The sequence below is a fragment of the Paenibacillus woosongensis genome, assembly GCF_030122845.1.
Classification (GTDB): domain Bacteria; phylum Bacillota; class Bacilli; order Paenibacillales; family Paenibacillaceae; genus Fontibacillus; species Fontibacillus woosongensis_A.
Genome location: NZ_CP126084.1, coordinates 4,863,055 through 4,888,397 on the forward strand (window position 1 = coordinate 4,863,055; position 25,343 = coordinate 4,888,397).

The following is a 25,343-nucleotide window of genomic DNA, read 5'->3' on the forward strand; positions in this document are numbered from 1 at the left end:
TACGCTTAACTTCACGTAACATATTCTCAAATTTCGGCCCTTAGCCAAAGCTAATCGGGCTAGCAAACCTGATCAGAACATTGTCCCGATTCAGGCGAAACACGATCAAGCTTTGGCGGAACCAAAACGAGTATTCTTATAAGTAATCATGAATCGGCAGGATCGGCCGATTCATGAAGCTGTATTAGTTAGATGCGGAAAAACCTCTTTTGAACTTCTCGATAACTTCCTTCAGCTTTTCCTCGTTTTCTGCGGTCAAATCTTTCGTGTCGCGAATCGACTGCAGAACCTCTTCATGCTGACTGTCCACAAAAGAGAGGAACTCAGCTTCGAAACGGCGCACATCGCCAAGCGGAATATCATCAAGATATCCTTTGACTGCCGTATACAAGCTGATAACCTGCTTCTCTACGGAAAGCGGTTGGTTTACACCCTGTTTCAGGATTTCCATCATACGGGAACCACGAGTCAGACGTGCTTGCGTCGACTTGTCGAGGTCGGAACCGAATTGGGAGAATGCCTGAAGCTCACGGTATTGCGCCAAATCAAGACGAAGCGTACCAGCAACCTTCTTCATCGCTTTGATTTGGGCGGATCCCCCTACCCGGGATACCGAAATACCGACGTTGATCGCCGGACGCTGACCGGAGTAGAACAGGTCGGACTCCAGGAAAATCTGGCCATCCGTAATGGAGATCACGTTCGTTGGAATATACGCCGATACGTCAGAAGCTTGAGTCTCGATGAATGGAAGTGCAGTAATCGAACCTCCGCCCAGTTCATCGCTTAGCTTCGCTGCACGCTCCAACAGGCGGGAATGCAGATAGAAGACGTCGCCCGGATATGCCTCACGGCCCGGAGGACGGCGAAGCAAGAGAGACAGCTCACGATAAGCAGCCGCTTGCTTGGACAAGTCATCATAAATAATGAGTACGTGCTCGCCTTTGTACATGAAGTACTCGGCCATTGCAACGCCCGCATATGGAGCGATATAAAGAAGCGGTGACGGCTCCGAAGCGGATGCCGTAACAACGATCGTGTAATCAAGCGCTCCATGACGGCGAAGCGTCTCAACCACGTTAACGACAGTCGACTGCTTCTGTCCGATAGCTACGTATACGCATTTTACGCCATTGCCCTTTTGGTTAATGATCGTATCGATCGCAATAGCGGTTTTACCTGTTTGACGGTCACCGATGATCAGCTCCCGCTGACCGCGGCCGATTGGAACCATCGAGTCAATCGCCTTAATCCCGGTTTGCATCGGCTCATGAACCGATTTCCGGTCGATAACACCCGGTGCATTGTTCTCAACCGGACGGAATTCTGTCGTTGCGACAGGTCCTTTTCCGTCGACCGGCTGGCCAAGCGGGTTCACGACGCGGCCCAGCAGGGCATCCCCAACGGGTACCTGCATGATCTGCCCGGTGCGTTTCACTTGGTTACCTTCACGAATATCGTTGTATGGGCCTAGAATAACAACCCCGACGTTGCTTTCTTCCAGGTTCAGCGCAAGGCCAAAAACGCCGTTCTCAAACTCGAGTAGTTCGTTTGCCATGGCGTTCTCAAGCCCGTGGACGCGAGCGATACCATCACCAACTTGAATAACGGTGCCCACTTCGGCCACTTCAATTTCCGATTTATATTGTTCGATCTGACTTTTAATCAGCGTACTGATTTCTTCAGGTCTGATACTCAAGTTTTTCACCCCTATCTACAGTGCTTGTCTTCGAAAAGACTTCTCAAGCCGTTCAAGCTTCCCGGCCAAACTTCCATCATACAGCGTATCGCCGATTCTGACTTTCATTCCGCCGAGCAGATCCTTGTCAATCTCGTTCAGAACGCGAATTTTCTTGTTGACCAAAGCCCCAAATTCGTCTGCGATTGCCGCCTTCTCCTCTTCATTCAAAGGGTAAGTCGTATAGACTGTTGCGGTAGCCAGTCCAAGTACTTCGCCTGTAATTTTGATGTAGCGGTCCAGCAATTCCGGCAAAATTCCGATTCTTCCCCGCTCTACAAGCAGCTTCACCAATGAGACAACAGACTTCGACATTTTGCCCTCAAGGGCTCCTTCAAGCACTTCCCATTTAGCGGCTTCCGAGATATTCGGGGTAGAAATAAATTTTTGTATATCCTGATCTTCATTAAAAGCATTTACGAGAGCTCTGATTTCCTGTTCAACTTCCAGCGTACGCCCTTCCTGTGCAGCAATTTCGTACAGGGCTTTGGCGTATCTGCCCGCTACAACAGCTTCACGGCTCATGATTTGCTACCTACCTCTTTAAGATATTGGTTAACAAGCTTCTCTTGTTCTTCCGGATTGTTCTCGACCTCACGCTCGATCAGCTTAGAGGCAATGTTGACGGAGAAAGTACCAATCTCGCCGCGCAAGGATTCGACGGCCTTGTTTCTCTCGTTCTCGATATCGCGGATTGCTTCGTTCTTCATGCGAGTAGTGTCCTGCTTCGCCTGTTCCAGCAAATCACGCGCTTGCTTACTGCTGCTTTGCTTCGCTTGCTCGATGATTTCATAGGCTTCTTGACGAGCCTGATTAAGAGCAGCCTTCTGCTCCTCGACATATACATTTGCCTGCTCTTTCGTTTGCTTCGCTTCTTCCAGTTGCCCGAGCACCAACTCGCGGCGCTGCTCCATTACCGCAAACAGTTTGCTGAAAGCATACTTGCTAAGCAACCAGTACAGAATTACAAACGCAATTATGGTAATGACGATATTCTCCCAAAGGACAGTCACCGAAGTCACTCCTTTCCGTTAATAATAGTTTCTGAATTCTATGCTCTTAAAACGAAGGCGCGGATGGCATAGGCCCTCCCCGCCAAACCGAAACTATTATTAAGAGAACATGATCAAGAATGCAATAACTGTAGCCGCGAGAGGTACAACCTCGACGATACCAACACCGATGAACATCGTTGTTTGAAGCGGACCGCGTGCCTCTGGCTGACGAGCGATGGATTCCACCGTTCTACTAACGATCATACCGTTACCAAGACCTGCGCCAAGTGCGCCCAAACCAACTGCAATAGCTGCTGCCAAAAATTCCATTGTAAATATCCTCCTTAAACTATTCTCATTGTGAATTTTTTAATATAATAGATCTCTTCCGGGTCGAGCCGGATACGGCTCGTGCCTTCCGAGTTTATTAATGATCTTCTTCGTGAATCGTTGTCTGTGCAATGTATACCATCGTAAGGATCGTAAATATGAAGGCTTGAAGCGCGCCGACAAATATACTGAAACCTTGCCATACGGCCAGGAATGGAATACCTAAGAATCCCATCTTCAGAATGACCGTGATCAGAACCTCGCCCGCAAAAATGTTTGCGAACAAACGAATCGCAAGAGCGACCGGTTTTGCCAGGTTCTCAATGATATTGAGCGGCAAGAAGAACGGATACGGCTCGATGTAATGCTTCAGATAATGTTTGCGGTTTAACTTAAGACCAAGGTAGTTCATCAGAATGAATACGATAATCGCAAGCCCGGCCGTCACCGATACGTCCGCCGTAGGCGATTTCCACCAAAGCAGCTCGACATGGTTCCCATCGCTAAGACCTCTTGTCGCTTCAATAATGAAGCCCAGGAAGGTCTCTTCTTTGTGAGTCTCTGTAATAATACTGAAAGGCAATCCAAGCAGGTTGGATACGAAAATGAACAGAATGAGCGTAAGTCCCAGGGATATGTAAGGCTTACCCTTCTTCAAATCCATCGCGCTTCCGACAATCCCCTGGACAAATTCGACAACCCATTCCATAAAATTTTGCATTTTGGAAGGGTTTTCGACGGAAAGATTGCTAACAGCCAGCCTGCATAAAACAAACACAATTAGCGAACTGACCAGCAGCATGAAAATTGCCGAAAGATCGAGGTTGAATCCCCCAAGATTAATCACCGGTGCTGAATGCATGTGTTAATGTTCACCCCTTTCCCGATTAAGCTGTTAAGATTTGTTTCGGAGCCCGATCACAATGCTCGCCGGGATGGTCAGTAGCTGCGGCACAAACAGTCCGATAATGGCGGATATCAGCGATATCTGCTCGAACTTTGCCGCAACCATGACTGTAATGAATACCAGACAAATTCTAGTAATGAAACCAAAATTGAATTTACGCTGCTCCTGGCTGACTGCAAGCTCGACCAGCTGCCGCACCTTGATGGATAAATACCGGACATACAGCAATCCGACGGCTAATCCCAGAAACAACCCGGCTAAAAACGGCCGATATTCCGGAGCAAAAGCCCAGCCAAAAAGAACTGCGGACAATAACAGGAACGTTAACCGGGATACCGCTGTAACAATGGAACCCAAATCATCCATTTTGCGCCCCCAAAAACTTTTTGATAAGTACGAATATGTTGACGATTCCTGACAAGAGGCCGATTATAGCTCCAATGGCAACCCAATAATTCGGACCACCAAACCGCTCCACCAGCCATCTTGCACCCAAAAAGCCGATCACAATATACATAGCCAGCAAAAAGCCCGCTCCACCGATGGCAGCGACAGTAATCCAAGGATTACCATTATTATCAGGAATTTTCATATCGGACAATCCCAACTTATTTTACTGAATGTGTCTACTTTTTGTCAACGAATGCATTCAAAACCGTACAGTATAACTGTATGCTATCTCGTTCAAAAACACAATTATTGATCATTCGAATTTATGAACTTTCTGTGAAAATCCTCTGGACGATGATCAATTACACCGAAATGGTGATATATCGCATTGACAATTCTTTCAGATGCCTTTCCATCTCCGTAAGGATTTGCCGCACGGCTCATAGATTCATACAGCGAACCATCCGTCAACAACGCCTTGATCCGTTCATAAACCATCTCCTCATCCGTACCGACAAGTTCAAGCGTTCCTGCCTCAATCCCCTCCGGGCGCTCCGTCGTATCGCGGAGTACAAGCACTGGGACGCCAAAGGAAGGAGCCTCCTCCTGCATGCCGCCGGAATCCGTCACGATCAGATGAGTATGCGGATAAATGTTGTGGAAATCCACAACGTCAAGAGGCTCGATCAGCTTGATGCGCGGATGGCCTCCCAATGTGGCATGTGCCGGCTCTCTAACCGGAGGGCTAGGATGCACCGGGTAGACGATGGCGACATCCTCGAACTCGTCAGCAATGCGCTTTACAGCACGGAAAATGTTCATATGCGGCTCGCCTTGCGATTCCCGGCGGTGAGCCGTCATCAGAATCAGCCGTTTTCCGGCAGCGAAGTCCAGCGCTGAGTTCCAATAATTAGGCTGTACTGTATATTGAAACACATCAGTTATTGTGTTGCCTGTGATATATATACTTGACTCCGGCTTATTTTCCTTGCGCAAATTGTTGGCTGACCACTCGGTCGGGGCAAAATGCAGATCCGCCAGAACCCCCGTTAATTGGCGGTTCATCTCCTCGGGATATGGCGACCATTTATTCCAAGTGCGCAGTCCTGCCTCGACATGCCCGATTTTAATACCCTGCAGAAAAGCCGCATAGCTGGCCAAAAAAGTAGTCAGGGTATCCCCATGGACAAGCACGATATCCGGCTTCGCTTCACGCAGAACGCTCTCCAGGCCGCCCAGAACCCGTATCGTGATTTCATTCAGGGTCTGGTTCGGCTTCATGACATCCAGGTCATAGTCCGGAACGATTTTGAACACCTCGAGCACCTGGTCCAGCATCTCGCGATGCTGTGCCGTAACGCAAACCATCGATTCGATATGGTCCTGATGCTTCTGCAGCTCAAGAATTAACGGGGCCATCTTGATCGCTTCAGGCCTGACGCCAAAAATTGTCATTACCTTGATTTTAGACATGATTATTCCTTTCCTTAATTAATATCGCTTACTTTACTTTGTTCCGTAGAGCCGGTCGCCCGCGTCTCCCAATCCCGGAACGATGTAGCCATGCTCATCCAGACGCTCATCCAGCGCAGCAACATAAATGTCCACATCCGGGTGAGCTTCCTGAACGGCTTGTACACCTTCAGGCGCCGCAATCAGGTTCATCATTTTAATTTGCGTGCAGCCGCGCTTCTTCAGCACATCGATCGCTGCGATCGCCGATCCGCCCGTAGCCAGCATCGGGTCGATCACAATAAGCTCGCGCTCCTGAACGTCCGTCGGCAGCTTCACATAATATTCGACAGGCTGCAGGGTCTGCGGATCGCGGAACAGTCCCACATGGCCTACCTTGGCCGCAGGAAGCAGCTTCAGCACGCCATCAAGCATGCCCAAGCCTGCGCGAAGAATCGGAATTAATCCGAGCATCCGGCCGGAAATCACCTTCGCCTCGGTTTCGCAGACAGGCGTCTGTACTTTTATGGATTCCAACGGAACTTCTCTCGTAATTTCATAGGCCATCAGCGTAGCCACTTCATCCACTAATTCACGGAAATCCTTCGTGTTCGTTTGCATGTCTCGAATAAAAGTCAGTTTGTGTTGAATCAAAGGGTGATCACATACCACCAATTTTCCCATATTTGTCCCTCCGGTTTATAGCTGAGTCTTCTCAAGTTGACGATCCTTTACATCCAATGATGCACAAATCCTGTTTATTATATCACTGTCTTTTTCCGATTGCCACGAACTGTATCAACCTGACTTCCGCCTTGCATCTAATGGCCTAATGAAAATAATTTACCAGCTTATTTCTATGAAGGCAGTCCCTCATTAATTCTATAAAAAAAGGCGCCCCTTACCTTCAGGTATCGGGACGCCACTCGTCAGCTTCTTCAGCCTCAATTATTCGTAACGCAGCTCAGGGTACAGCGGGAATTGATCCGTTAACGCGCTAACCTGTTTGCGGGCCTGCTCCAAGACAGACTCGTCCTTGGAATTTTTAAGAACGTTGGCAATAATTTGTCCGATTGTTTTCATCGCCGCTTCATCCATGCCGCGGGAGGTAGCCGCAGGCGTACCGATGCGGATTCCGCTGGTGACGAACGGGCTGGTAGGATCAAAAGGAATAGCATTTTTGTTCACGGTAATGCCGATTGAATCAAGCACATGCTCCGCATCCTTGCCCGTGATGTTCAGGTTGCGGGTATCGATCAGCATCAGATGGTTGTCCGTACCGCCGGACACCAGATTGAGCCCTTCGCCAACCAGCGTTTCAGCCAATACTTTCGCATTCTTGACGACGTTCTCTGCATAAGTCTTGAACGATGGCTGCAGAGCTTCCCCCAAGGCAACCGCTTTGGAAGCAATAACATGCATGAGCGGACCGCCTTGTGTTCCCGGGAATACTGCTTTATCGATCGCCGCTGCCCAAGGCTTGCGGCAGAGGATCATGCCGCCGCGCGGACCGCGAAGCGTCTTGTGCGTCGTTGTTGTCACAAAATGCGCATGAGGAACCGGATTCGGATGAAGACCAGCAGCAACCAGGCCCGCGATATGAGCCATGTCTACCATAAAGAGCGCGCCAACATCATTGGCAATGGAAGCCAGTTTCTCGAAGTCAATAATGCGCGGATAAGCGCTGGCTCCAGCTACGATCAGGCGAGGGCGGTGTTTGAAAGCCGCTTTGCGCACTTCATCATAATCGATAAGGAACGTATCTTCCTGTACGCCGTAAGCTACAAAGTTATAAAGCAGACCAGAGGCATTAACCGGGCTTCCGTGCGTCAAGTGTCCGCCATGGGCCAGGTTCATGCCCAGAACCGTATCCCCAGGGTTGAGCGCAGCCAGATACACCGCAAGGTTCGCTTGGGCGCCGGAGTGAGGCTGAACGTTGGCATGCTCTGCTCCAAACAATTCCTTGGCGCGGTCACGGGCGATGTCCTCTACGATATCCACGTGTTCGCAGCCGCCATAATAGCGTTTGCCTGGATATCCTTCCGCGTATTTGTTCGTCAGCACGGAACCCATCGCTTCGATCACCGCTTCGCTGACAATGTTCTCGGAAGCAATCAGTTCGATGTTGTTCCGTTGGCGCTTAAGCTCCAGATTCATCGCTTCCAGTACTGCAGGGTCTTGTTTTTTCAATTGATCCATTGTCCAAAATCCTCCTTATGTTAAAAATAATAAATTTGTGAAGACACTCCAAACATCAATCGCACAGATGCGAATCCTGCACCTCCGGCAGCTGATAGACCGCCCGTTCCCCGCCGATCAATTTCGGCCGCGTCCAGGCTGCGGTCACCCTGGCCTGCCCGATATACCGCCGCGCTGGGCGATAAGGAACAGCCACGCGCTTTAGATGCATGCCGATCAGCGTCTCGCCGACATCCAGGCCGGCATGAGCCTGAACGCTTTCTGCCAGGCAGGGCTGCTTCAGCTGGCGATATGCCGCAGCTGCCATGGAGCCGCCTGCCTTCGGCACAGGCACAGCCGCAACTTCAGTTAAACCCAGCCGCTCCAGCACAGAACGCTCCATGACCAGTGCCCGGTTCAAATGCTCGCAGCATTGAAAGGCTAGCTCAAAGCCATGCTTGCTCTGTACTTCAGCAAATCCGGCATACAATTCAGCGGCTATATTCTCTGCGCCAGCCGTACCGATCCGCTGGCCCGCCACCTCGCTTGTACTAGCTCCGATGACGACCAGATGCCCGGATCCGAGGGAAGCTGCGGAGACCAGTTCTTCCAGCACCTCGGCCGCTTGCTCGCGAAGCGATTGCTCCGTTCGTTCTCTATCCATTATCGTATCCACCCTTCATAGACAGCTTGCCTATATTATACCTAATAATAATGAGGGATAGGGACGGCGGCGGAGCAGCGAATTGTCTGAAATGACGAAAAAGAGCATGACGCAGCAGATGCGTCGTGCTCTTTGCCCAGGCGACCGGCCGTATATTCCGATGCTCCATTGTGGTTTGATCCACTATCGTCGCCAGTTACATCGGATCCATTTCCATTCCACTTAAGAATAAAACATGCGCGTCACAATTGCAACCCGCTTTTTGCCTTTTCATTAACGTAAACGCTCTCTCTCGAGCTTCGCAATGAGCTTCTCCAGGGCGGTACTGATTTCTTGGGCCGTAAGGTCATAATCCTCACGGCTGCCTCCGAATGGATCGGAAATGTCGTACCGCGGCATCCGCTGCAGCAGCTCGCGAATCCGCTGCTCCTTAGCCTCATCCAAAGCTTGACCCAGCGCGCGGCTCAGTTCAAGATCAGCGATCAACCGGCTAAGCTCGGCCTGCTCAGCCAGAACAATCTCATCATCCTCGACATATTCCTTCAACGTATAAATTTTATCCGCCTTCTCCGGGAAGGCGGTTATCGCCTGCTGCTTATGCCCCGCAGTCAGCGTAAGTATTAGATCGGCCCACTCGATCAATTCGGCATGAAGCGGGGTTGATGTGATCTGGTCATGGACTCCCCAATCCTTCAGCACGCCTTCGGCATGCCGGGAGATCGGCAGACCCGCCACCGCGGCCACGCCCGCCGAAGCAACCTCCGCATCGATTCCCCGCTCCCGCGCCAGCTTGCGGAATATTCCTTCCGCCATCGGACTGCGGCAAGTATTGCCGGTGCATACAAACAATATTCGCAAGCCTGTTCACCTCCAGCTAATATCTGGTTGTATCTTATGTGACATTGTATCAAAAGATGAAAATTAGTCCAAACGCAAGCAAAATGGCGCCGCCTGCAGCTTCCCCATATTCCCCCAGCCGGCTTCCTACACCCCGGCCGAGCAGCAGACCCAGGATCGACATGATCCCGCCGAACACGGCAAAAGCAATGACCGTCAGCAGCAGGTCGCTATGGAACATGCCCAGGGATACACCTACGGAAAAGGAGTCCACGCTTACGCTTAGCGAAAACAGCAATATTCCAAAAAATGAACGGTAATTCACGATCCGCTCATTGCCGCCAAAAAGCGAGTTCCATATCATATGCCCCCCTAGGAGCACAAGCAAGCTGCCGGATACGTACTTGGACAGCCCTCCCAGCAATTCCCCCACATATTGTCCGGCAACGACGCCCAGCAGCGGCATCAAAAAATGGAACAAAGCAACCAGCAAGCTGATCCGGAATATTTCCATGCTCCTTACGCCGCGCATACCTATACCGATTCCCAGGGAAAAGGCGTCCATTCCCAAAGCTGCGGCCATTAAAGCTATCGTTAACAATTCACCCAGCCGCTCGTATACTACAGCCATAACGCCACACTCCCATGTCCGAGGATGGTTTTGTACAACCATATGCGAACATGGGAGGACTCATGACAAGCTTTTGGCCGGTGCCTGCAGCCTATCCCCAGCTACTCACCAAATAAATCAAGCTGGGAAGGCGGCAGCTCCGCCGGCTCCATCCCGAGAATTTCCATCATCTCCCGGGCGTTCGAAGCCGCATCACCACCGGAGTTATTATTAAAAATCATGCAGATTTCCTTCGCCCCCCGCGACTCCAACACGCGAAGCTTATCCCGCCATTCCGTCAATTCCTCTCGATTATAGCGGTACAAATAACGGATCTCCCTCCAATTGGGCGCACCGCTTTGCGTCCAGCCGGCGGCATTCCTGCCGTGGAGCCGGACGATCGTCAGCCGCTCGTCCGTTGGCTCAAGCACCGTAGGCACCGAGCCCAGGCCTACTTGAGGCTCGTCGCAGACGATATGAATCCAGCCTTCCTCACGCATAAAGTCCAGCGTCCGCTCGCGCATCCCCTCGGCAAACCAGCTCTGGTGCCTGAACTCAAGCGCTAGCGGCAGCCGCCCCATCCATTTCCTGACCGCCCGCAGCTGCCGGACATGATCGGGATTGCAGTCGAACCAAGGCGGGAACTGGAACATCACCGCACGAAGACGTCCAGATTCCACGACCGGCGCGATCGAATCCAGATAAGCCTGGAACATGACTCCCGGCCCCTCGAACGGGACCTTTCCCCGGGCGTGCCCGGTCATGCCTTGATAGGCCTTGAGAATAAAAGTAAACGAAGGCGGCGTCATCTCCAGCCAGCGGGAATACGTATCCCTGCCCAATACGGCATAAAACGAGCTGTCGACTTCCACAACGGGAAAATGACGGGCGTACCATCCCAGCTTCTGCCTGGACGGCGTGCCGGGCGGATACAGATCGTCATGGTCTCCCCACCCGGTAAGCCCGACAGATATCATACGGCTTCACCGCCTTTCGTCAGCATTCCTTATACATCTATGACGTCATGTCCCGCCGCTTTAAGCAGGCGGTTCATGACGGCGGCGCCGAGGCCGTCCTCAGGACAGGCCTCGGCCAGCATGTACGTGACGCCGCGCTCGTCGAAGCGGCGGAGCGCCGCGTAGAGACGGTGCGCAGCCGTCTCCAGCGCATGGACGCTGCCGAGCGAGAGCACGCAGTCGGCGCGGAAGTAAGGGAGGTGCTCGTCGAACGCGAGCACGCCCGTCACTTCCCCGCGCAGCGCGGCCGCCTCGAGCTCGGCGGCGATCCGGGCCGCCACGGCTTCGGCGGCGGCCCCACGCACGATGCGCAGCGTGCCGCGCGGCGCATAGTGCGTGTACTTCATTCCCGGCGACTTCGGTGCCGGGATGTCCTGGGCCCCGCCCGCCTCCCGCAGGGCGGGGTCCAGGGTCACGCCGCCCGGGGCGATGCGGGCGAGCTGCTCGGCCGTGATCCCGCCGGGGCGGAGCACGGTGACCGTGCCGTCCGGGCCGGCCTCCACCACCGTCGATTCCACGCCCACCCCCGTGGGCCCGCCGTCGACGATGCCATCGATCACGCCGGCCAGATCCTCGCCCACATGCTGTGCCAGCGTGGGGCTCGGCCGCCCCGACCGGTTGGCGCTGGGCGCCGCCACCGGACAACCTGCTGCGGCAATCAGCCGCAGCGCTATGTCGTGGGCCGGCATCCGCACGGCCACGGTGGACAGCCCCGCCGTCACGCGCGGCGAGATGGCGCCGGGTGCCGCTGGAAGCACCAGCGTCAGCGGCCCCGGCCAATAAGCCTCCATGAGCGCGCGCGCCGTCTCGTTCACCTCGGTGACGAGACCGTCCAGCTGCTTCACGTCGGCGATATGCACGATCAGCGGGTTGTCGGAAGGCCGCCCTTTGGCGGCAAAAATCGACTCCACCGCTGCCGTGCTCCGGGCGTCCGCACCGAGGCCGTACACCGTCTCGGTCGGAAAGGCCACCGTTCCTCCGGCCGCCAGCACCGCCGCCGCCTCCGCGATTGCCTTATCGCCGCCCGTTCCTGTGACATCCCACCAGCACGTCCGCTCTCCATCCGATGCATTTGCACCTTGCGGCTTCTTTATGCCGATCTCCTTTATCGGTTCCTTGACCTGATCCTTATCGTTCATGGCGTATCCACTCTAACTTTCATCTATAGTTGTAATTATTATAACCCAACCCGCGCAGCGCAAAAAGCTTGTCCGCCCCCATAACCCCATCCGCCGGTTATACGCGTGGCATGACAAGCCTTCGCCTCTTTTCAAAATTATCAATCGCTTATTTAAACAAGCCCATAATCCAATCCCACAGTCCCGACAGCATATCCCACAGGAAAAAACGAACCTCCGCCTTCTCCTGCTGCACCGGCACATGCGTCTGCCCTGCTTCGTCCATATCGCCCGAACCTGGCGCGTTAGCTAGATCAGCAGCGCCTGCCGCAACTGCGCCCCCGATGCCGGGGCTGCATTTTGAAGATCAGCCTCCGCCTCGCTCCTGCCCTTCGCCAGCGCCTCCCCACTGCCAGCGTCGATGAAGCAAAGCGGCGGAAACAGCACGCACCACCAATTTTTGCCCTCGCCTTTCCCCAATGTCACGCGCAGCGCTTCATAATCCCCTGCCGGGTAAACGGCTCCGCCGTACATTTTCGTCGGAAAGGGGACAACCCCCAGCTCCACTTTGTAAGCATAGGTTTTGCCGCTTTTTCAAGCGTCCGCTTTACCGTATCTTCTACTAAATCCAGGTTGCTCTGTATGACTCGCCGAGCCTCCGCAAGGCTGACGGGAGCTTCCAGCTGCTGAACCCACCCATTCATCTGCTCAACGATCGCATCGCGAACCTGCCGTTTGACCGCCTGATCACCCGGCCGATCCGAATTAGCAAGGATCCTCAGCCGGATTGATTCCTCCGGTATGGAGCTGCCGAGAGCGGCGGCATCGTTTTTTGTCCTTCCCAAGACATGAACAAAATCATTAAGCTGCAAAAAATAAGTGCCATACTGCGGAACTGCCGTCTCATTGCCGCTTCCCCTCTACGAAACTACTGATGTCTATCAGTATGTCCGTTTAAGAGAAACGTAAACCTATCCATCTGCTAGATTTAAGCTCTAATTCTACCAATTCTATGCCCGGCGGCAAATTACTGCGGCCTGATCGAAGCGTACCGTGAAGTGGTCAAGGGGTGATCCTCCTCCGCCTCCTTGCCGTGAATCATAATGCTCATCGCTACCCCGATGCTGGCCATATTAATCATCAATGACGTCCCCCGTAACTGATAAAGGGCAAAGTAATTCCCGTCAGCGGCATCAGGCCGATGAACATCCCGATGTTCTCGAAAATCTGGTACAGCAGCATCGCCACGATGCCGACGATAAGCAGCGGTCCGGAACGGTCCCGGCAATCCAGCGATATCAGAATCAGCCTATGAATCAGGACAAAATACAGCAGCAGCAATACCGAACAGCCAATAAAGCCGAATTCCTCGGCTATGACGACAAAGATCGAATCGGAATACGTGAGCGGCACCAGATCAGCCTGAACGTTGGCGCCCTGCATGAAGCCTTCGCCCGTCATTCCGCCGGTGGCGATAGCCAGCTTGGCGTTTTTCGTATGATAGATCGCCTTGTCCGTGGCCATTTCCGGCATTAGCCAAGGGTCAATCCGTTCGATCCAGTGCTCCCGTCCGATATTTTCGAAGAAAGCATATACCTGCTCATAATATATTTTGTAAGCACTAATTCCACCCAGAACGGATCCGCCAAAAATCGCCAAGGCAATCAATGCATGCGTGTACTTGATATTTCCAATCCAGAGCATCCCCGCCAAAATCACGAGATAACTCAGCGCATTCCCCAAGTCGTTCTGAGCCATCACCGCGACAAAGGGGATGAAGGTTAACAAGCATACCGGCACGACATCCCGCCAGAACAATAGTCCGGATTTCCGCTTGCGAACAAGCAGGAATCCTAGAAAAATAACGAGGATCAGCTTAAAAAATTCCGCCGGCTGAAAGCTGATTCCGCCCGGCAGCGTCATCCAACCCGTCGCGTTATGATATGTGTTCCCGATGAACATGACCACGACGAGCAGACATAGTCCAAACAAATAAATATATATCGCATTTTTGATCAGAAGGCGGAAATCAAGCAAGGACACCAGAAAAAACACGACAAAACCCAAAATGTAATATTTCAGCATTTGCAGGTGATACCCGCTGTACTTCGTGTCCGAGGTTGCGCTATAAAGGACTGCGATACTGATCCCCATGAGGATGAGCAAAATAAATACGATCGTGAAGTCAATTTTCTTAAGCTTGTTAAGCATTTGCCGTCCTCCTGCCCCTATCGATGAATGTGCAATAACCGCTACTTCATTATTGTAAGTAAAAGTCAGGTTAAAGTCTATCTGACAGCCCCAGAAAAGATCCCCCGACGCCAAGCCTTTGTCTGCCGGCAGCCTGGCTTGAAACGATGTACCTTGCCGTCGTCACAAGTCAAAAAATCCCCGGACGGGGAGCGGTTGTACTGCCTGCCGCCTCTGTCCGGGGAAGCCGTTGCGCGATAGTCGCTATTGCTGCGATGCTCATCCGTGTCACGCACCCGGTATTGCCGCCATGTTCACCAGTGTCATCCATTCGGTATTCCGCGGCGTTCACTTAGTCCCGCAGCTCGGCATCGCCACGATGCTCGCTCGGCGTTATCATTCCCGGCGCAGATCAGCGAGCCGCGAGATCAACTATAGCATAGTCACTACGATTCAGTGGATCGCGACGCCCAGGACATGCCGGTCAATTCCGGCCAAATCCGGTACGGTCACGATCTCCTGCCAATGCCCGGCAGCCCGCAGCATCTCGGCTACATCGGCGGCCTGCCCCAGGCCCAGCTCAAAGCCGATCAGGCGGGGCGGCTGCGGAAGCAGCGCAAGCTGCGCCATCATCTCGCGGTATGGCGCCAGACCGTCCGGGCCTCCGTCAAGTGCGGTGCGCGGCTCGTAGTCGCGCACCTCCGGCTGGAGGCCCGCGATCACATCCGCCGGAATGTACGGCGGATTGGACACCACGATGTCCAGCGGCTCGCCCGCAAACGGCTCAAGCAGGTTCCCCTGCTTGAACGCCACATCCAGGCCGAGCCGCCGGACATTGCCCTGCGCCACCGCCAGCGCGTCCGGCGAGATATCGCTCGCCGCCACGCGCCAGTTCGGGCGCAGGTGCTTCAAGGCAGCGGCAATCGCGCCGCTGCCGGTGCCGATGTCGGCGGCATACAGCGCGCCGCCGGCCGGCAGGCGATCGGCCTGCTGCACGATCGCCTCCACGAGCAGCTCCGTCTCCGGGCGGGGAATCAGCACAGCCGGCGTGACCTGAAAGGTCAGGCCGTAGAATTCCTGCTCCCCGATAATGTACTGCGCTGGCTCGCCCGCCGCTTTGCGGCGGATCACTTCCTCCCACGCTTCCTTCTTCTCGCGCGGGAACGGATCGCGCAGCGCCGCCAAATAAGCGGCGCCCTCCAGGCCGAGCACATGCCGGATCAGCAGCTCGGCGTTGGAGTCCGGCTCCTGCACGCCCGCCGCCGCTAAAAAAGAAGAAGCCTCTCTGCGGGCTTCCGAAATATTGTGCTTGTCAGATAGGGTATAGCTTACGCCGTCTCTGTTCAAAGCGTTATTCTCCTTTATCCATCATTTCAGCTTGCTCCGCCAGGGTCAGCGCGGATACAAACTCTTCGATATCCCCGTTCATCACCTGATCCAGCTTATGAACAGTCAGACCGATCCGATGGTCGGTTACCCGGCTCTGCGGGAAGTTATACGTACGAATCCGCTCACTGCGGTCACCTGTACCCACTTTGCTCTTCCGCTCGCCGGCGTATTTCGCCTCTTCCTCTTGGCGCATCATATCGGAAATCCGGGCCCGAAGCACCTGCAGCGCCTTCTCCTTATTGGAGTTCTGCGATTTGCCGTCCTGACACGTCGCCACAATCCCCGTCGGGATATGCGTGACCCGCACGGCCGACTTCGTGGTGTTAACGGACTGTCCGCCTGCACCGCTGGAGCAGAACGTATCGACGCGGATATCCTTGTCGAGAATCTCGACGTCCACTTCCTCGGCTTCCGGCATAACCGCTACCGTGGAGGTGGAAGTATGAATCCGTCCGCCCGACTCCGTCGCCGGGATACGCTGTACGCGATGCGCACCGCTCTCGTATTTCATTTTGCTGTAAGCGCCGCGGCCGTTAATCATGAAAATAATTTCCTTGAAGCCGCCGAGATCGCTCTCGTTGACGTCCATGACATCCACTTTCCAGCCTTGGTTGTCAGCAAAGCGCGTATACATGCGGTACAAGTCGGCCGCAAACAAAGCCGCTTCGTCCCCGCCAGCCGCACCGCGGATTTCCACGATAACGTTCTTGTCATCGTTCGGGTCTTTAGGCAAAAGAAGAATGCGAATCTGCTCCTCCAGCTCCTGCTGGCGGGCGGACAGCTCCTCAATTTCCATCTTGACCATTTCACGCATTTCATCGTCCAGCTTCTCGGCCTGCATAGCTTTCGCCGCCTCGAGCTCTTCGATGACTTTCTTATATTCGGTATAAGCCTCGTAAGCAGGCTGCAAGTCCGATTGTTCCTTGGAATAATCCCTTAGTTTCTTCGTGTCATTCGCTACATCCGGATCGCAGAGCAATTCGCTCAGTTTCTCATAACGATCAGCCAGGGATTGAAGTCGATCTAACAAGGGAAGCCACCTCTCTTTACATGGAAGTTTCCTGAAAATAGCCGTCCCTCAACGTTCAGCACATTAAGAGCAAACGACTGTTTATTATACCACAACTTCCGGCTTCTGAATAGGCCTTCCCGTCGACCTCCGTTTCCCAGCACCGTCATTTTCCTTACACAACCAATCCAGCCCCTGCTTTGGCTGCACATTTGCTGTATTCACTGCATTTGCCAAAATCCCTCCGCCGATCACTTCGCTGATTTCAAATTAACCCCGCCGCAACCGTCCGCGCTTATGTACTCACGGCAGCAGTCCCACCATTTGCAGTCCGCGAGCGATTCCATGACGGTCTACATCCGCCGTCACGTACTTTGCAGCTTGCTTGACGCAGTCTGGCGCATTCCCCATCGCAATGCCGTGCCCCACGTACTGCAGCATCTCCAGATCGTTCAGGTTGTCGCCGAACGCGTAGGCTTCCTCCGGCTCGAAGCCCAGTCTATGAATGAGCTGGGCGATGCCGCTCGCTTTCGAGCCTCCGCCCGGGAGGACGTCCAGCGAGAAGGGATGCCAGCGCACAAAACTGAGCCCTGCAAACCTTTCCCGGTACTGCTGGTCCTCCGGCTCCTCGCAGAATAGCATCGTCTGATAAATGGAACGCCCTCGGAAGTATTCGGGATCACACGGAGGATGAGCGTATTCCAGCGATGTTATGCATTCTTCGACATAGGGATGGTGCGTCATGCTGCTGCGCATGGAATCTGCATTTAAATAAACCAGCGGATGTCCGTTTGCCTCGGCGAACCGGGACAATTCGTCCAGTTCTTCCTTCCGGAACGGGTTCGTATAAATGCGCTCCCCCTTCATTACGACGTACTGGCCGTTAAACCCGATGTAGGAATCGATTCCCAGCTCTTCAGCTACCCGCTGCAGCATAAACGGGGAGCGGCCCGTCGCCAGCGCAACCTCGTGGCCAAGATCTTGCAGGGCTTGAATGGCTTCCTTCGCTGAACCGGGCAGCCGCTTGCGATGGTCCAGCAACGTGCCGTCAATATCGAAAAACACAATGGCTCGGCGGCCTGCCACCGGTGCATTCAGGGCCGGCATGTTCTCACCACCCTGATGTAACCTGGAGCGGAGCTGCGTCCGGCGTTGAACTTGAGCCTGTGCTAGAGGAAGCATCCAAGGAAGCCTTCGATGCTACGCCGGGAATATGCAGTGTAACCTGGTCATGGAGCTTGAAGGCGGCGGGAGAGATCACTTCCCATTGCTGGCCTGCTGCGCGGACGTCATAATTGAACTCTTTCCCTTGAAACTGGACATTTACGATTTCTCCGTACAGCCCACCGGTGTGAGCCGGCTCAAGCCGGAATTGATCAGGCCGCACCGGGTACAGTCCCTGTGATTTGAAGCAGTCCGCAACGGCGTCTCCAGGCCAAAACGTCGAAGGGTCGGCACCGAGCGGCATAAAGCGGTTGCCGCTCCAGCTTCCCTGTATTAAATTTGCCTTGGACACGAAACGGGCCACAAATTCGGTTTGCGGACGCAAATAAATTTCCTGCGGCGTGCCGACCTGCTCGATTCGGCCGTCCTTCATGACGACGATCCGGTCAGCCATGGACAAGGCCTCTCCCTGGTCATGCGTCACATAAACGATCGCAGAGCCCGTCTCGCGATGCACGGACTGGATTTCCCGGCGCATGTCCATCCGCAGCATCGCGTCCAGACTGCTCAGCGGTTCGTCCATCAGCAGCAGCGCCGGCTGAGGTGCGATCGCCCGGGCAATGGCGACCCGCTGCTTCTGACCGCCGGACAGCTCATGCGGCATCCGCTTGGCGAGATGCGCGAGACCCACAAGCTGGAGTACCTCGTTAATCCGCTCCTCCTCCCGCTCGCGAATCGCCCGCGGCGTCTCCTTATGCGTCCGAATCGGAAACCGGACATGCTCATAAATATTCATATGCGGCCAGAGGGCAAAGTTCTGGAACACCATGCCGATTCGTCTTTTTTCCGGGGGAAGACTGGATCGGGAGGAAGCTACGACGCTGCCGCCTATGGTAATCTCCCCGGAGGTCGGTTGTTCAAAGCCCGCGAGCATGCGCAGCAGAGTCGTTTTGCCACAACCCGAGGGACCTAGAATCGCTACGAATTCACCGTCCGCAATGTTTAAGTTGATGGATTGCAAAGCCTGAAAACTCCCGAATGTCTTACTCACCTGTTTCAATTGAATCGTCATGATTGCACCCCTTTTCGGAAAGTAAATTTCTGAAGAAGTCCCAGCAATCCCGCGCCCGCAAAAATCAGGAACACGATGAGGCTCGATAAGGCCGTGGAATAAAGGGTGTTTCCGGCCTGTTCAAATCCGAAAATCGCTACTCCGATCGTCTGGGAACCCGAAGAGTAGAGCAGCGCCGAAACCGTTAATTCGGTCAATGCCGTCAGAAAGACGAGCAGCGCTCCGCTAAGCAGCCCTGGCAGCAGCAGCGGCAGCAGGATTTTTCGCCAGCGCCGCCAGGCTCCGGCCCCTGAAATGCGCGCAGCTTCTTCCATGGAGGCGTCGACCTGCGCAAACGCGGTCACCCCTGCCCGAATTTGCAGAATGAGGAACCGGCAGACATAGGCGATAAATAAAATCGTTGTTGTCCCGTAGATGCCCGGATTCCAGCCCGGGATTGGCTCCATCCATACAAGAATCATGGACAAGGCAAAGACAATGCCCGGCAGCGTATAAGGGACAGAGATCGCCAGCTCCGCCAGACGATTGATTTTCGAAGGTCTGCGCACCCGGAAATAGGCAAACAAGGTACCGATGATCAGGCAGACGATCAGGGTTGTCATGGAGAGCATCAGGCTGTTCAGAATCGACTTCCAGGTGGACGGATTGTCCAGCAGAATGTAGCGGTAATTATCCAGGGTCAAATTGCCGACGCCTTTGCCTCCATAGGATTTTTTAAGCGAAAGGCTAATCATCGAAAACAACGGAATGATCGTGATGAACATAAGACCGCCCCACAACACCGGATTGACCCAATAGCGGTGCTTGCCGAGCGAATAGCGCGGCTCCTCGTCGGGCCGCAGGGAATCCGCCTGCTTGCTTTTGCGGACGGACAGCCACTGCAGCAGCGTGCCTAGTACTGCGATCAAGCCGAGGATGACGGACAAGGAAGCCCCCCGCCCAAAAGCGGACGGCCCAAAGCCTATAATCTCCTCATAAATCAGCGTGCTTAATACGCTGATGTTGACCGGCGTCCCTAGAAAAGCGGGAATTCCGAAGTTATCCAGGGAGGCGAGGAAGACGAGCAGCCCGCCTGCCGTGACGCCAGGCAAAGCCAGAGGCATGGTGATCCGGACAAAGGTCTTCCATCTCCCGGCACCGCCCGTGCTCGCAGCCCATTCCAAATCCCGGGGGATTTTTCTCAGCACGTTGACCGTAAATAAATACACAAGCGGAAAATGATGAATGCCCATGACAAATATAATGCCGCCCACGCTATACATGCTCCAAGGCTGGGCCCCCGGACTGAACCACTGCAGCAGAACAGCCATCCACCCCTGCGGGCTCATAAAAGACGACCAAGATAAAGTCAGAACATAGGAGGGCAGCACGAAGCAAAGAAGCATCAGGAGATGCAGCCATTTTTTATGCGATAAATCGGTGTAGGCCATCAGCCATGCCGCAGTCATCCCCAGGATGACGGACAGCAAGGTTGAACCGGTAACGATCACAAAGGTATACCTCATCGTTCTCCAGAAACGTTCCTGCTGCAGCAGCTCCGCATAATAATTAAGGGAGAAGCCCTGCTCTCCCTGTATGCTAAGCAGCACAAGCTTAACGATCGGCAAAACGAAGAAGAAGAATGTCGCGATGATTCCCGCAGCAGCGGCCATGTTTCGGCTCGATGAGGCAGCGCCGGGAGTATTGATTTCCGTCATAAGCTGCATGCCACCTTTTATTAGTTACCGAATAGTTCCGTAAATTTCTTCTTATCGGCTTCGCGCTCCTGGGTCAGCGTGTTCAGATCACCGGAAAGAATCTTAATATCCGCGATTCCCTTCAAGCCCTCCGGCGGTGCGACACCTTTGCGAATCGGTGTATATCCAATCTCTACAGACAGCTTCTGACCTTCCTCAGACAGGACGAAGTCAACAAAGGCTTGCGCGGCTTCCTGATTATCCGTACCCTTCATAATTGCAATCGGCTCCGTAATGATCGGTACCCCTTCGGACGGATAGCTCAAATCGATCGGGGAGCCCTTCGCTTTCTCGCGGACGACCATATAGTCAACGACCATGCCGTAAGATTTCTCCCCGCTGGCAACCGCTTTTAATACGGCTCCATTCCCTTTAATCACCGAGATGTTGTTGTCTTTCAGCACCTGGAGGTAATCCCAGCCAAAGCCTTCCGTCCGTGAAAATACACCGATGTTATAGGCAGCGGCACCGGAATAGAGCGGGCTCGGCATAATCGCGGCATCCTTGCTGTCCGCGGAGGCAAGCGCCTGCCAGGATGTCGGCAGAGTAGACACCTTATCGGTATTGGCTGCTAGAATTGTGGCGATGACTTTCGTTCCGGTATACATACCGTCTGGGTCTACGAGCTCATCAGCGATATGCTCCGCCTCTGGCGACTTGTAGGACAACAGCAAATCTTCCTGCTTCAATCCTTCAAAGGTAACGGCATCCGCTAGCAGCAATACGTCGGCCTGCACGCTGCCCGCCTGCTTCTCCGCCTGAATTTTGGCAGTAACCTCCTCCGTTCCCGAACGGAAGGTCTCCACTTTGACGTCCGGATATTTATTGTTGAACGCTTGAACCAGCTGCGCGGCATCCTCTTCCGGCTGGGATGTATAGAATGTGAGCTGTCCCGCGATCGCAGCAGGCGCTGCTCCTCCAGACTGGGACTGCTCTGATCCTGCTGCAGGGGTGCCTGCGTTCCCGTTAGCAGCCGGCTTGGCCAGCGAACCACAGGCGCTGAATATCATCATCGCTGCCGCCATGACGGCGATGACCGAAGTCTTTTTAAATGTAAACACTCTCTCTTGGTTTATGTACATCGTAGGTTTCTCCCCTTATCCTAAAGTAGAAAATTGTGAATGACTCTCGCTACTCCGTCTTCCTCGTTGCTGCTTGTGACTGCCTTGGCCAGCCGCTTGATATGCGGCTCCGCATTCCCCATGGCTACGCCGAGTCCGGCCCAGGCCAGCATGTCGGCATCATTGTCGTAATCGCCAACTGCTGCTACCTCTAAGGGGGCGATATGAAGCTCGCGGCAAAGCGACTCTAGTGCCGAGCGCTTGCTTACTCCGTAAGCATTCACATCGAAGCGATGCCGGCCGGTCCGGGTTAACGTAAATGCCGGCTTGGCCTGCGGTTTCGCCAACAGAGCCGCTCGCTGCGCCTCCTCTGGCTGCGGCAATTCCTGCGATGGTTTTGCTGTATAAGGTGACGCCAGCGGTTTCGAGTTAACCTCAGACCCACCCCCCAACTGCCCCATCCATTCCCGGATCAGTTCCGGTGACGGGCCGATAATCGTCGCTTTATAAATCGGCGGGGCCGGTAAGAAAGAACCGGACACGAATCGCTGCAAATCACCGACCGCCACCACTTCGATCATGCCCAGCTGCTCTGCGTAATTTTGTTCATTCAGCTCCTTGCCCGGGGAAACAACGACGTTCGCCAGCGGCCAGCGGGCATTCGTCTCGTTAAGCTCGCGAACATAGAGCTTGTTATAGCCGTACAGCTGAATGTAAGCGCCATGCTCGTCCGCAAACCGGAGCAGCTCCCGGACATGCTCTGGCGGCAGCGGAGCCCCTGATTTCAGTTCACCGGTCGCTTCATCCAAGATCACGGCCCCATTCAGCGCGATTAAAGGCGCGTTCATTTCCGCCGCCCTGGCATGCAGCCAGACCGAAGCCGGAAAGCGGCCGGAGGCGATGGTAACTCGTCCTCCTCTTCGCATATATACTCTGATCGCCTCATGGACGTCTGGCGTTATAATCTTGTCAGAATTAAGCAGCGTGCCGTCCATATCCAGCGCCAGCAGCTGATACACTCCCTGCACCCGGGCTATTCCCGGGTCTTGCCTGCTCGATGTCATCTGCAATGTTTGTTCCTCCTCCCTTGTTTGATGATTTGGCTTGTGTGCCGGGCTATTGTACCGTTGTTGTTGTATTGCCCCTAAATGCTATATAGGACCGAGGTGTCCGGAAGCTCAACAGGTCCGCTGAAGATCTCGCTGGCCGATTGGCGCATGTACTCCAAGTCGCCGTCCCCCGGCAAATGGACCAGCACGAGCCGCTTGACGTTCGCCTGGTCGGCGATCATTCCCGCCTGGCTTGCGTTCATATGGCCTGCCCCGGTCGTATGTACGCTTCCTTCACAAATCGTTGCCTCGCAGAGAAAAATATCCGCTCCCCTCGCGAGCTCCACCAGGGCATCGCAGTAGGACGTGTCGCCGGAGTAAACCAGCACCTTGTCCCGATAAGTCACCTTTACCGCATAGCATGGAACGGTATGAGACACGGATACAAACTCGATATCCGCCCCGGCAAGCCGGATTACACGGTTCGGATCGATCCGCCGAATCTCTGTATGGTCTCCATGCAGCGTATTTAAAATATTGGCAGGCTCGTCCGGTGCGAACAGAAGCAGCTTCTGCTTCATTCTGCCGTTGCGGATCGCGTTTACCGCCGCATACTGCAGAATGCCGATATCCGCCATATGATCGTAATGAAGGTGGGATAAAATAACCCCGTCCAGCCTGTCTACGCTCGTATGCTGCGCCAGGCGGCTCATTACCCCGCTTCCGCAGTCCAGCAGAATCTGGCCTTCTCCCGTGTCGATCAAATACCCTGCCGTTGCCCCGCCAGCCGAAGGATAACCTCCCCAGTAGCCTAAAATTTTGATATCCATTGCATCCACTCACCTCAAGCTCTTCTTATGCAGAAATCACCTATGCGTGTTATTTTTGTTTCAACTTTTACATTTGTTCCAACACAATACAATTGTAAATCGGCATTGTTTTTGTTACGTTAAAACTACATCATCCGAATGTTAAATTTGACGCAGCCGATTCCGCCCCGCCTTTTTGCGCTAAATAATCGTGTATACTATGTGGTGTCCTGTATTTGAGAAAGATTTTTCAAAGATAAAGGTGGCTTTGCACGTGAACGACAACATCAAATTGATGACGAAAATTTGTAAACTCTACTATTATGAATCCTGGACCCAGGAGAAAATCGCCGAGAAATTCGGCATATCACGCCCGATCATCTCCAAGATGATTCAGAAGGCACGGGAGATCGGCGTCGTGGAAATCATCGTGCATGATGACCCTCAGCAAACGACCGAGCTGGAAAAGGAGCTGGAAATGGCTTACCAGCTGCAGCAAGTGCTCGTTGTACCTACGAGGGATTTGAACAAGGAGCTCGTTACCAGTGCGGTAGGCAAAGCCGCTGCCCAATTCGTGCAGAAGCTGATCAAGAACGGGGACCGGATCGGGGTGTCATGGGGAAATTCGTTATACCATATGGTCAGAGAGTTCCCGCTCGATAAGAAGGACGACGTCAAAATCATTCCGCTAATCGGGGGAACAGGCAACGAACGGACCGAGGTACATTCGAACCAAATCGCCTACGAGTTGTCCAAGAGGCTTGGCGGAAAATGCGAATCGCTGTACGCACCATCGATTGTCGAGACAGAAGAACTGCACGAACAGATCGTCAGGCTGCCGAATATAGCGTCCGTCCTTCAAGAGGGAGCACAAATCGACTTGGCAATCGTGGGGATCGGCAACCCCTACTCCATGTCCACCATGGAACGGTACGGCTATTTAAATGAAGCGGTGCTAAGCGAGTTGAAAGGCCTGGATACCGTAGCCGACATCAACTCAAGATTCATTAACCGAAGCGGGGAAATTGTCGATCATCCGATCAACAACAGGGTCATCGGCATCGGACTGGAGCAATTGAAGCGGGTCGATAACGTGGTAGGCCTAGCCTTCGGACTGCACAAGATCGAAAGCATCAAAGCCGCTTTAACGGGCGGCTATATCAAGATGCTTGTCACCGATGAGGCCACTGCCTACAAAATCATAGGAGATTAAGCGCATCTACTTCACACATTTTGGTTGAGACATATGAGGCATTTGAGCATTTGAGCATTTGAGGCATTTGATATGGCCATTTGGTTGGATCTGTCGCTAACGGACATGAGATCCGCTATTACTCGATTTCGGGCGAATTCTATTGGCTAACGGACTCTGGTTCCGCTATTGGGTGCAAAACATCGTGTTTTCCCTAGAAACTTGTACAATAAGGGCTGCTGGGTCCGTTAGCTTTAGTTTTTTCGAGCTTTTGGCAAAATAGCGAATCTAGAGTCCGTTAGAATCCGGTTTACATGACTAAGGCTCTGATATGACGGCACTTTACACGAATCAACACACAGCCACACCGTGCCAAACAGCGCAAAAAAAGCTTGCCGATCCCGGCAAGCTTTCTCTTTATATTATTCAGTTACCCG

At 53.7% G+C, this 25,343-nt stretch carries 25 protein-coding genes, 2 pseudogenes and 1 riboswitch; of the genes and pseudogenes, 1 reads left to right on the forward strand and 26 read right to left on the reverse strand.

From position 1 onward, the window contains the following. Nucleotides 1–184: 184 nt before the first annotated feature. The 26 genes and pseudogenes from atpA to QNH46_RS22520 all read right to left on the reverse strand — a co-directional run bounded on the left by atpA (nt 185) and on the right by QNH46_RS22520 (nt 23,735). On the reverse strand, nt 185–1,699 hold the full coding sequence (gene atpA, locus QNH46_RS22395) for a F0F1 ATP synthase subunit alpha (protein WP_213593575.1): 1,515 nt from the start codon (nt 1,697–1,699) through the stop codon (nt 185–187). Nucleotides 1,700–1,714: 15 nt separating this feature from the next. Next, on the reverse strand, nt 1,715–2,263 hold the full coding sequence (locus QNH46_RS22400) for a F0F1 ATP synthase subunit delta (protein WP_283926086.1): 549 nt from the start codon (nt 2,261–2,263) through the stop codon (nt 1,715–1,717). Continuing rightward, nucleotides 2,260–2,751 (reverse strand): F0F1 ATP synthase subunit B, encoded by a 492-nt coding sequence (gene atpF / locus QNH46_RS22405; RefSeq protein WP_283926087.1) that lies wholly within the window; start codon nt 2,749–2,751, stop codon nt 2,260–2,262. Before atpF ends, QNH46_RS22400 begins: the two co-directional genes overlap by 4 nt. A 99-nt stretch (nt 2,752–2,850) precedes the next feature. Further along, nucleotides 2,851–3,063 carry a F0F1 ATP synthase subunit C gene (gene atpE, locus QNH46_RS22410; protein ID WP_006213098.1) on the reverse strand — a complete coding sequence of 71 codons (213 nt, stop codon included), beginning with the start codon at nt 3,061–3,063 and terminating at the stop codon, nt 2,851–2,853. A gap of 97 nt (nt 3,064–3,160) precedes the next feature. Beyond that, nucleotides 3,161–3,925: a F0F1 ATP synthase subunit A gene (gene atpB / locus QNH46_RS22415; RefSeq protein ID WP_213593569.1), complete on the reverse strand. Its 765-nt coding sequence runs from the start codon at nt 3,923–3,925 to the stop codon at nt 3,161–3,163. Between the two features lie 33 nt (nt 3,926–3,958). Further along, a complete protein-coding gene (locus QNH46_RS22420) occupies nt 3,959–4,336 on the reverse strand; it encodes an ATP synthase subunit I (protein ID WP_283926088.1) in 378 nt (125 codons plus the stop codon). Continuing rightward, nucleotides 4,329–4,562 (reverse strand): AtpZ/AtpI family protein, encoded by a 234-nt coding sequence (locus tag QNH46_RS22425; RefSeq protein WP_283926089.1) that lies wholly within the window; start codon nt 4,560–4,562, stop codon nt 4,329–4,331. The genes QNH46_RS22420 and QNH46_RS22425 overlap by 8 nt, the downstream gene beginning before the upstream one ends. A 104-nt stretch (nt 4,563–4,666) precedes the next feature. Beyond that, nucleotides 4,667–5,833 carry a non-hydrolyzing UDP-N-acetylglucosamine 2-epimerase gene (gene wecB, locus QNH46_RS22430; protein WP_283926090.1) on the reverse strand — a complete coding sequence of 389 codons (1,167 nt, stop codon included), beginning with the start codon at nt 5,831–5,833 and terminating at the stop codon, nt 4,667–4,669. Nucleotides 5,834–5,866: 33 nt separating this feature from the next. After that, nucleotides 5,867–6,496, reverse strand: a complete 630-nt coding sequence (gene upp, locus QNH46_RS22435; protein ID WP_283926091.1) for a uracil phosphoribosyltransferase — start codon at nt 6,494–6,496, stop codon at nt 5,867–5,869. A 264-nt stretch (nt 6,497–6,760) separates the two neighbouring features. Beyond that, complete coding sequence (locus QNH46_RS22440; RefSeq protein ID WP_283926092.1) at nt 6,761–8,011, reverse strand: serine hydroxymethyltransferase; 1,251 nt, start codon at nt 8,009–8,011, stop codon at nt 6,761–6,763. Between the two features lie 55 nt (nt 8,012–8,066). Beyond that, nucleotides 8,067–8,654 carry a TIGR01440 family protein gene (locus QNH46_RS22445; RefSeq protein WP_283926093.1) on the reverse strand — a complete coding sequence of 196 codons (588 nt, stop codon included), beginning with the start codon at nt 8,652–8,654 and terminating at the stop codon, nt 8,067–8,069. 127 nt (nt 8,655–8,781) lie between these two features. Continuing rightward, nucleotides 8,782–8,864: riboswitch (ZMP/ZTP riboswitch) on the reverse strand. Nucleotides 8,865–8,927: 63 nt separating this feature from the next. After that, a complete protein-coding gene (locus QNH46_RS22450; RefSeq protein WP_283926094.1) occupies nt 8,928–9,512 on the reverse strand; it encodes a low molecular weight protein arginine phosphatase in 585 nt (194 codons plus the stop codon). A 49-nt stretch (nt 9,513–9,561) separates the two neighbouring features. Then, a complete protein-coding gene (locus QNH46_RS22455) occupies nt 9,562–10,122 on the reverse strand; it encodes a manganese efflux pump MntP (RefSeq protein WP_283926095.1) in 561 nt (186 codons plus the stop codon). Nucleotides 10,123–10,223: 101 nt separating this feature from the next. Further along, the gene (locus tag QNH46_RS22460; RefSeq protein ID WP_283926096.1) at nt 10,224–11,078 is read right to left on the reverse strand and encodes a DUF72 domain-containing protein; all 855 of its coding nucleotides are present in this window, start codon (nt 11,076–11,078) and stop codon (nt 10,224–10,226) included. 29 nt (nt 11,079–11,107) lie between these two features. Further along, nucleotides 11,108–12,256 carry an L-threonylcarbamoyladenylate synthase gene (locus tag QNH46_RS22465; RefSeq protein WP_283926097.1) on the reverse strand — a complete coding sequence of 383 codons (1,149 nt, stop codon included), beginning with the start codon at nt 12,254–12,256 and terminating at the stop codon, nt 11,108–11,110. Between the two features lie 288 nt (nt 12,257–12,544). Continuing rightward, nucleotides 12,545–13,107, reverse strand: a pseudogene (locus QNH46_RS24670) (stage II sporulation protein R). 155 nt (nt 13,108–13,262) lie between these two features. Then, a pseudogene (locus tag QNH46_RS22475) lies at nt 13,263–14,446 on the reverse strand (FtsW/RodA/SpoVE family cell cycle protein). Between the two features lie 77 nt (nt 14,447–14,523). Then, nucleotides 14,524–14,721 carry a hypothetical protein gene (locus QNH46_RS22480; protein WP_283926098.1) on the reverse strand — a complete coding sequence of 66 codons (198 nt, stop codon included), beginning with the start codon at nt 14,719–14,721 and terminating at the stop codon, nt 14,524–14,526. Between the two features lie 157 nt (nt 14,722–14,878). Next, entirely contained in the window at nt 14,879–15,772 is an 894-nt protein-coding gene (gene prmC, locus QNH46_RS22485; protein ID WP_283926099.1) for a peptide chain release factor N(5)-glutamine methyltransferase, read from the reverse strand. A 4-nt stretch (nt 15,773–15,776) separates the two neighbouring features. After that, nucleotides 15,777–16,844: a peptide chain release factor 1 gene (prfA, locus tag QNH46_RS22490; RefSeq protein WP_213593543.1), complete on the reverse strand. Its 1,068-nt coding sequence runs from the start codon at nt 16,842–16,844 to the stop codon at nt 15,777–15,779. A 282-nt stretch (nt 16,845–17,126) separates the two neighbouring features. Further along, nucleotides 17,127–17,930 (reverse strand): Cof-type HAD-IIB family hydrolase, encoded by an 804-nt coding sequence (locus QNH46_RS22495; protein ID WP_283926100.1) that lies wholly within the window; start codon nt 17,928–17,930, stop codon nt 17,127–17,129. A 4-nt stretch (nt 17,931–17,934) separates the two neighbouring features. After that, the gene (locus tag QNH46_RS22500) at nt 17,935–19,059 is read right to left on the reverse strand and encodes an ABC transporter ATP-binding protein (protein ID WP_283926101.1); all 1,125 of its coding nucleotides are present in this window, start codon (nt 19,057–19,059) and stop codon (nt 17,935–17,937) included. Next, nucleotides 19,056–20,756, reverse strand: coding sequence for an ABC transporter permease (locus QNH46_RS22505; protein WP_283926102.1), 1,701 nt, complete (start codon nt 20,754–20,756; stop codon nt 19,056–19,058). The genes QNH46_RS22500 and QNH46_RS22505 overlap by 4 nt, the downstream gene beginning before the upstream one ends. A gap of 20 nt (nt 20,757–20,776) precedes the next feature. Next, nucleotides 20,777–21,877 carry an ABC transporter substrate-binding protein gene (locus QNH46_RS22510; protein WP_283926103.1) on the reverse strand — a complete coding sequence of 367 codons (1,101 nt, stop codon included), beginning with the start codon at nt 21,875–21,877 and terminating at the stop codon, nt 20,777–20,779. Nucleotides 21,878–21,897: 20 nt separating this feature from the next. Then, a complete protein-coding gene (locus QNH46_RS22515; protein WP_283928527.1) occupies nt 21,898–22,920 on the reverse strand; it encodes a Cof-type HAD-IIB family hydrolase in 1,023 nt (340 codons plus the stop codon). Between the two features lie 80 nt (nt 22,921–23,000). After that, nucleotides 23,001–23,735, reverse strand: a complete 735-nt coding sequence (locus tag QNH46_RS22520; protein WP_283926104.1) for an MBL fold metallo-hydrolase — start codon at nt 23,733–23,735, stop codon at nt 23,001–23,003. Nucleotides 23,736–23,988: 253 nt separating this feature from the next. Between QNH46_RS22520 and QNH46_RS22525 the strand changes: the two genes are divergently transcribed. Continuing rightward, on the forward strand, nt 23,989–24,927 hold the full coding sequence (locus QNH46_RS22525) for a sugar-binding transcriptional regulator (protein ID WP_283926105.1): 939 nt from the start codon (nt 23,989–23,991) through the stop codon (nt 24,925–24,927). Nucleotides 24,928–25,343: the final 416 nt, after the last annotated feature.

Coding starts and splice junctions, on each gene's coding strand:
- QNH46_RS22420 (WP_283926088.1), bottom strand. CDS start 4,336: ATGGATGATTTGGGTTCCATTGTTACAGCGGTATCCCGGTTAACGTTC.
- QNH46_RS22455 (WP_283926095.1), bottom strand. CDS start 10,122: ATGGCTGTAGTATACGAGCGGCTGGGTGAATTGTTAACGATAGCTTTA.
- QNH46_RS22460 (WP_283926096.1), bottom strand. CDS start 11,078: ATGATATCTGTCGGGCTTACCGGGTGGGGAGACCATGACGATCTGTAT.
- QNH46_RS22500 (WP_283926101.1), bottom strand. CDS start 19,059: ATGACGATTCAATTGAAACAGGTGAGTAAGACATTCGGGAGTTTTCAG.
- atpE (WP_006213098.1), bottom strand. CDS start 3,063: ATGGAATTTTTGGCAGCAGCTATTGCAGTTGGTTTGGGCGCACTTGGC.
- QNH46_RS22520 (WP_283926104.1), bottom strand. CDS start 23,735: ATGGATATCAAAATTTTAGGCTACTGGGGAGGTTATCCTTCGGCTGGC.
- QNH46_RS22495 (WP_283926100.1), bottom strand. CDS start 17,930: ATGCCGGCCCTGAATGCACCGGTGGCAGGCCGCCGAGCCATTGTGTTT.
- upp (WP_283926091.1), bottom strand. CDS start 6,496: ATGGGAAAATTGGTGGTATGTGATCACCCTTTGATTCAACACAAACTG.
- QNH46_RS22445 (WP_283926093.1), bottom strand. CDS start 8,654: ATGGATAGAGAACGAACGGAGCAATCGCTTCGCGAGCAAGCGGCCGAG.
- QNH46_RS22440 (WP_283926092.1), bottom strand. CDS start 8,011: ATGGATCAATTGAAAAAACAAGACCCTGCAGTACTGGAAGCGATGAAT.
- QNH46_RS22515 (WP_283928527.1), bottom strand. CDS start 22,920: ATGACATCGAGCAGGCAAGACCCGGGAATAGCCCGGGTGCAGGGAGTG.
- wecB (WP_283926090.1), bottom strand. CDS start 5,833: ATGTCTAAAATCAAGGTAATGACAATTTTTGGCGTCAGGCCTGAAGCG.
- QNH46_RS22400 (WP_283926086.1), bottom strand. CDS start 2,263: ATGAGCCGTGAAGCTGTTGTAGCGGGCAGATACGCCAAAGCCCTGTAC.
- atpB (WP_213593569.1), bottom strand. CDS start 3,925: ATGCATTCAGCACCGGTGATTAATCTTGGGGGATTCAACCTCGATCTT.
- QNH46_RS22465 (WP_283926097.1), bottom strand. CDS start 12,256: ATGAACGATAAGGATCAGGTCAAGGAACCGATAAAGGAGATCGGCATA.
- QNH46_RS22510 (WP_283926103.1), bottom strand. CDS start 21,877: ATGTACATAAACCAAGAGAGAGTGTTTACATTTAAAAAGACTTCGGTC.
- QNH46_RS22505 (WP_283926102.1), bottom strand. CDS start 20,756: ATGACGGAAATCAATACTCCCGGCGCTGCCTCATCGAGCCGAAACATG.
- QNH46_RS22425 (WP_283926089.1), bottom strand. CDS start 4,562: ATGAAAATTCCTGATAATAATGGTAATCCTTGGATTACTGTCGCTGCC.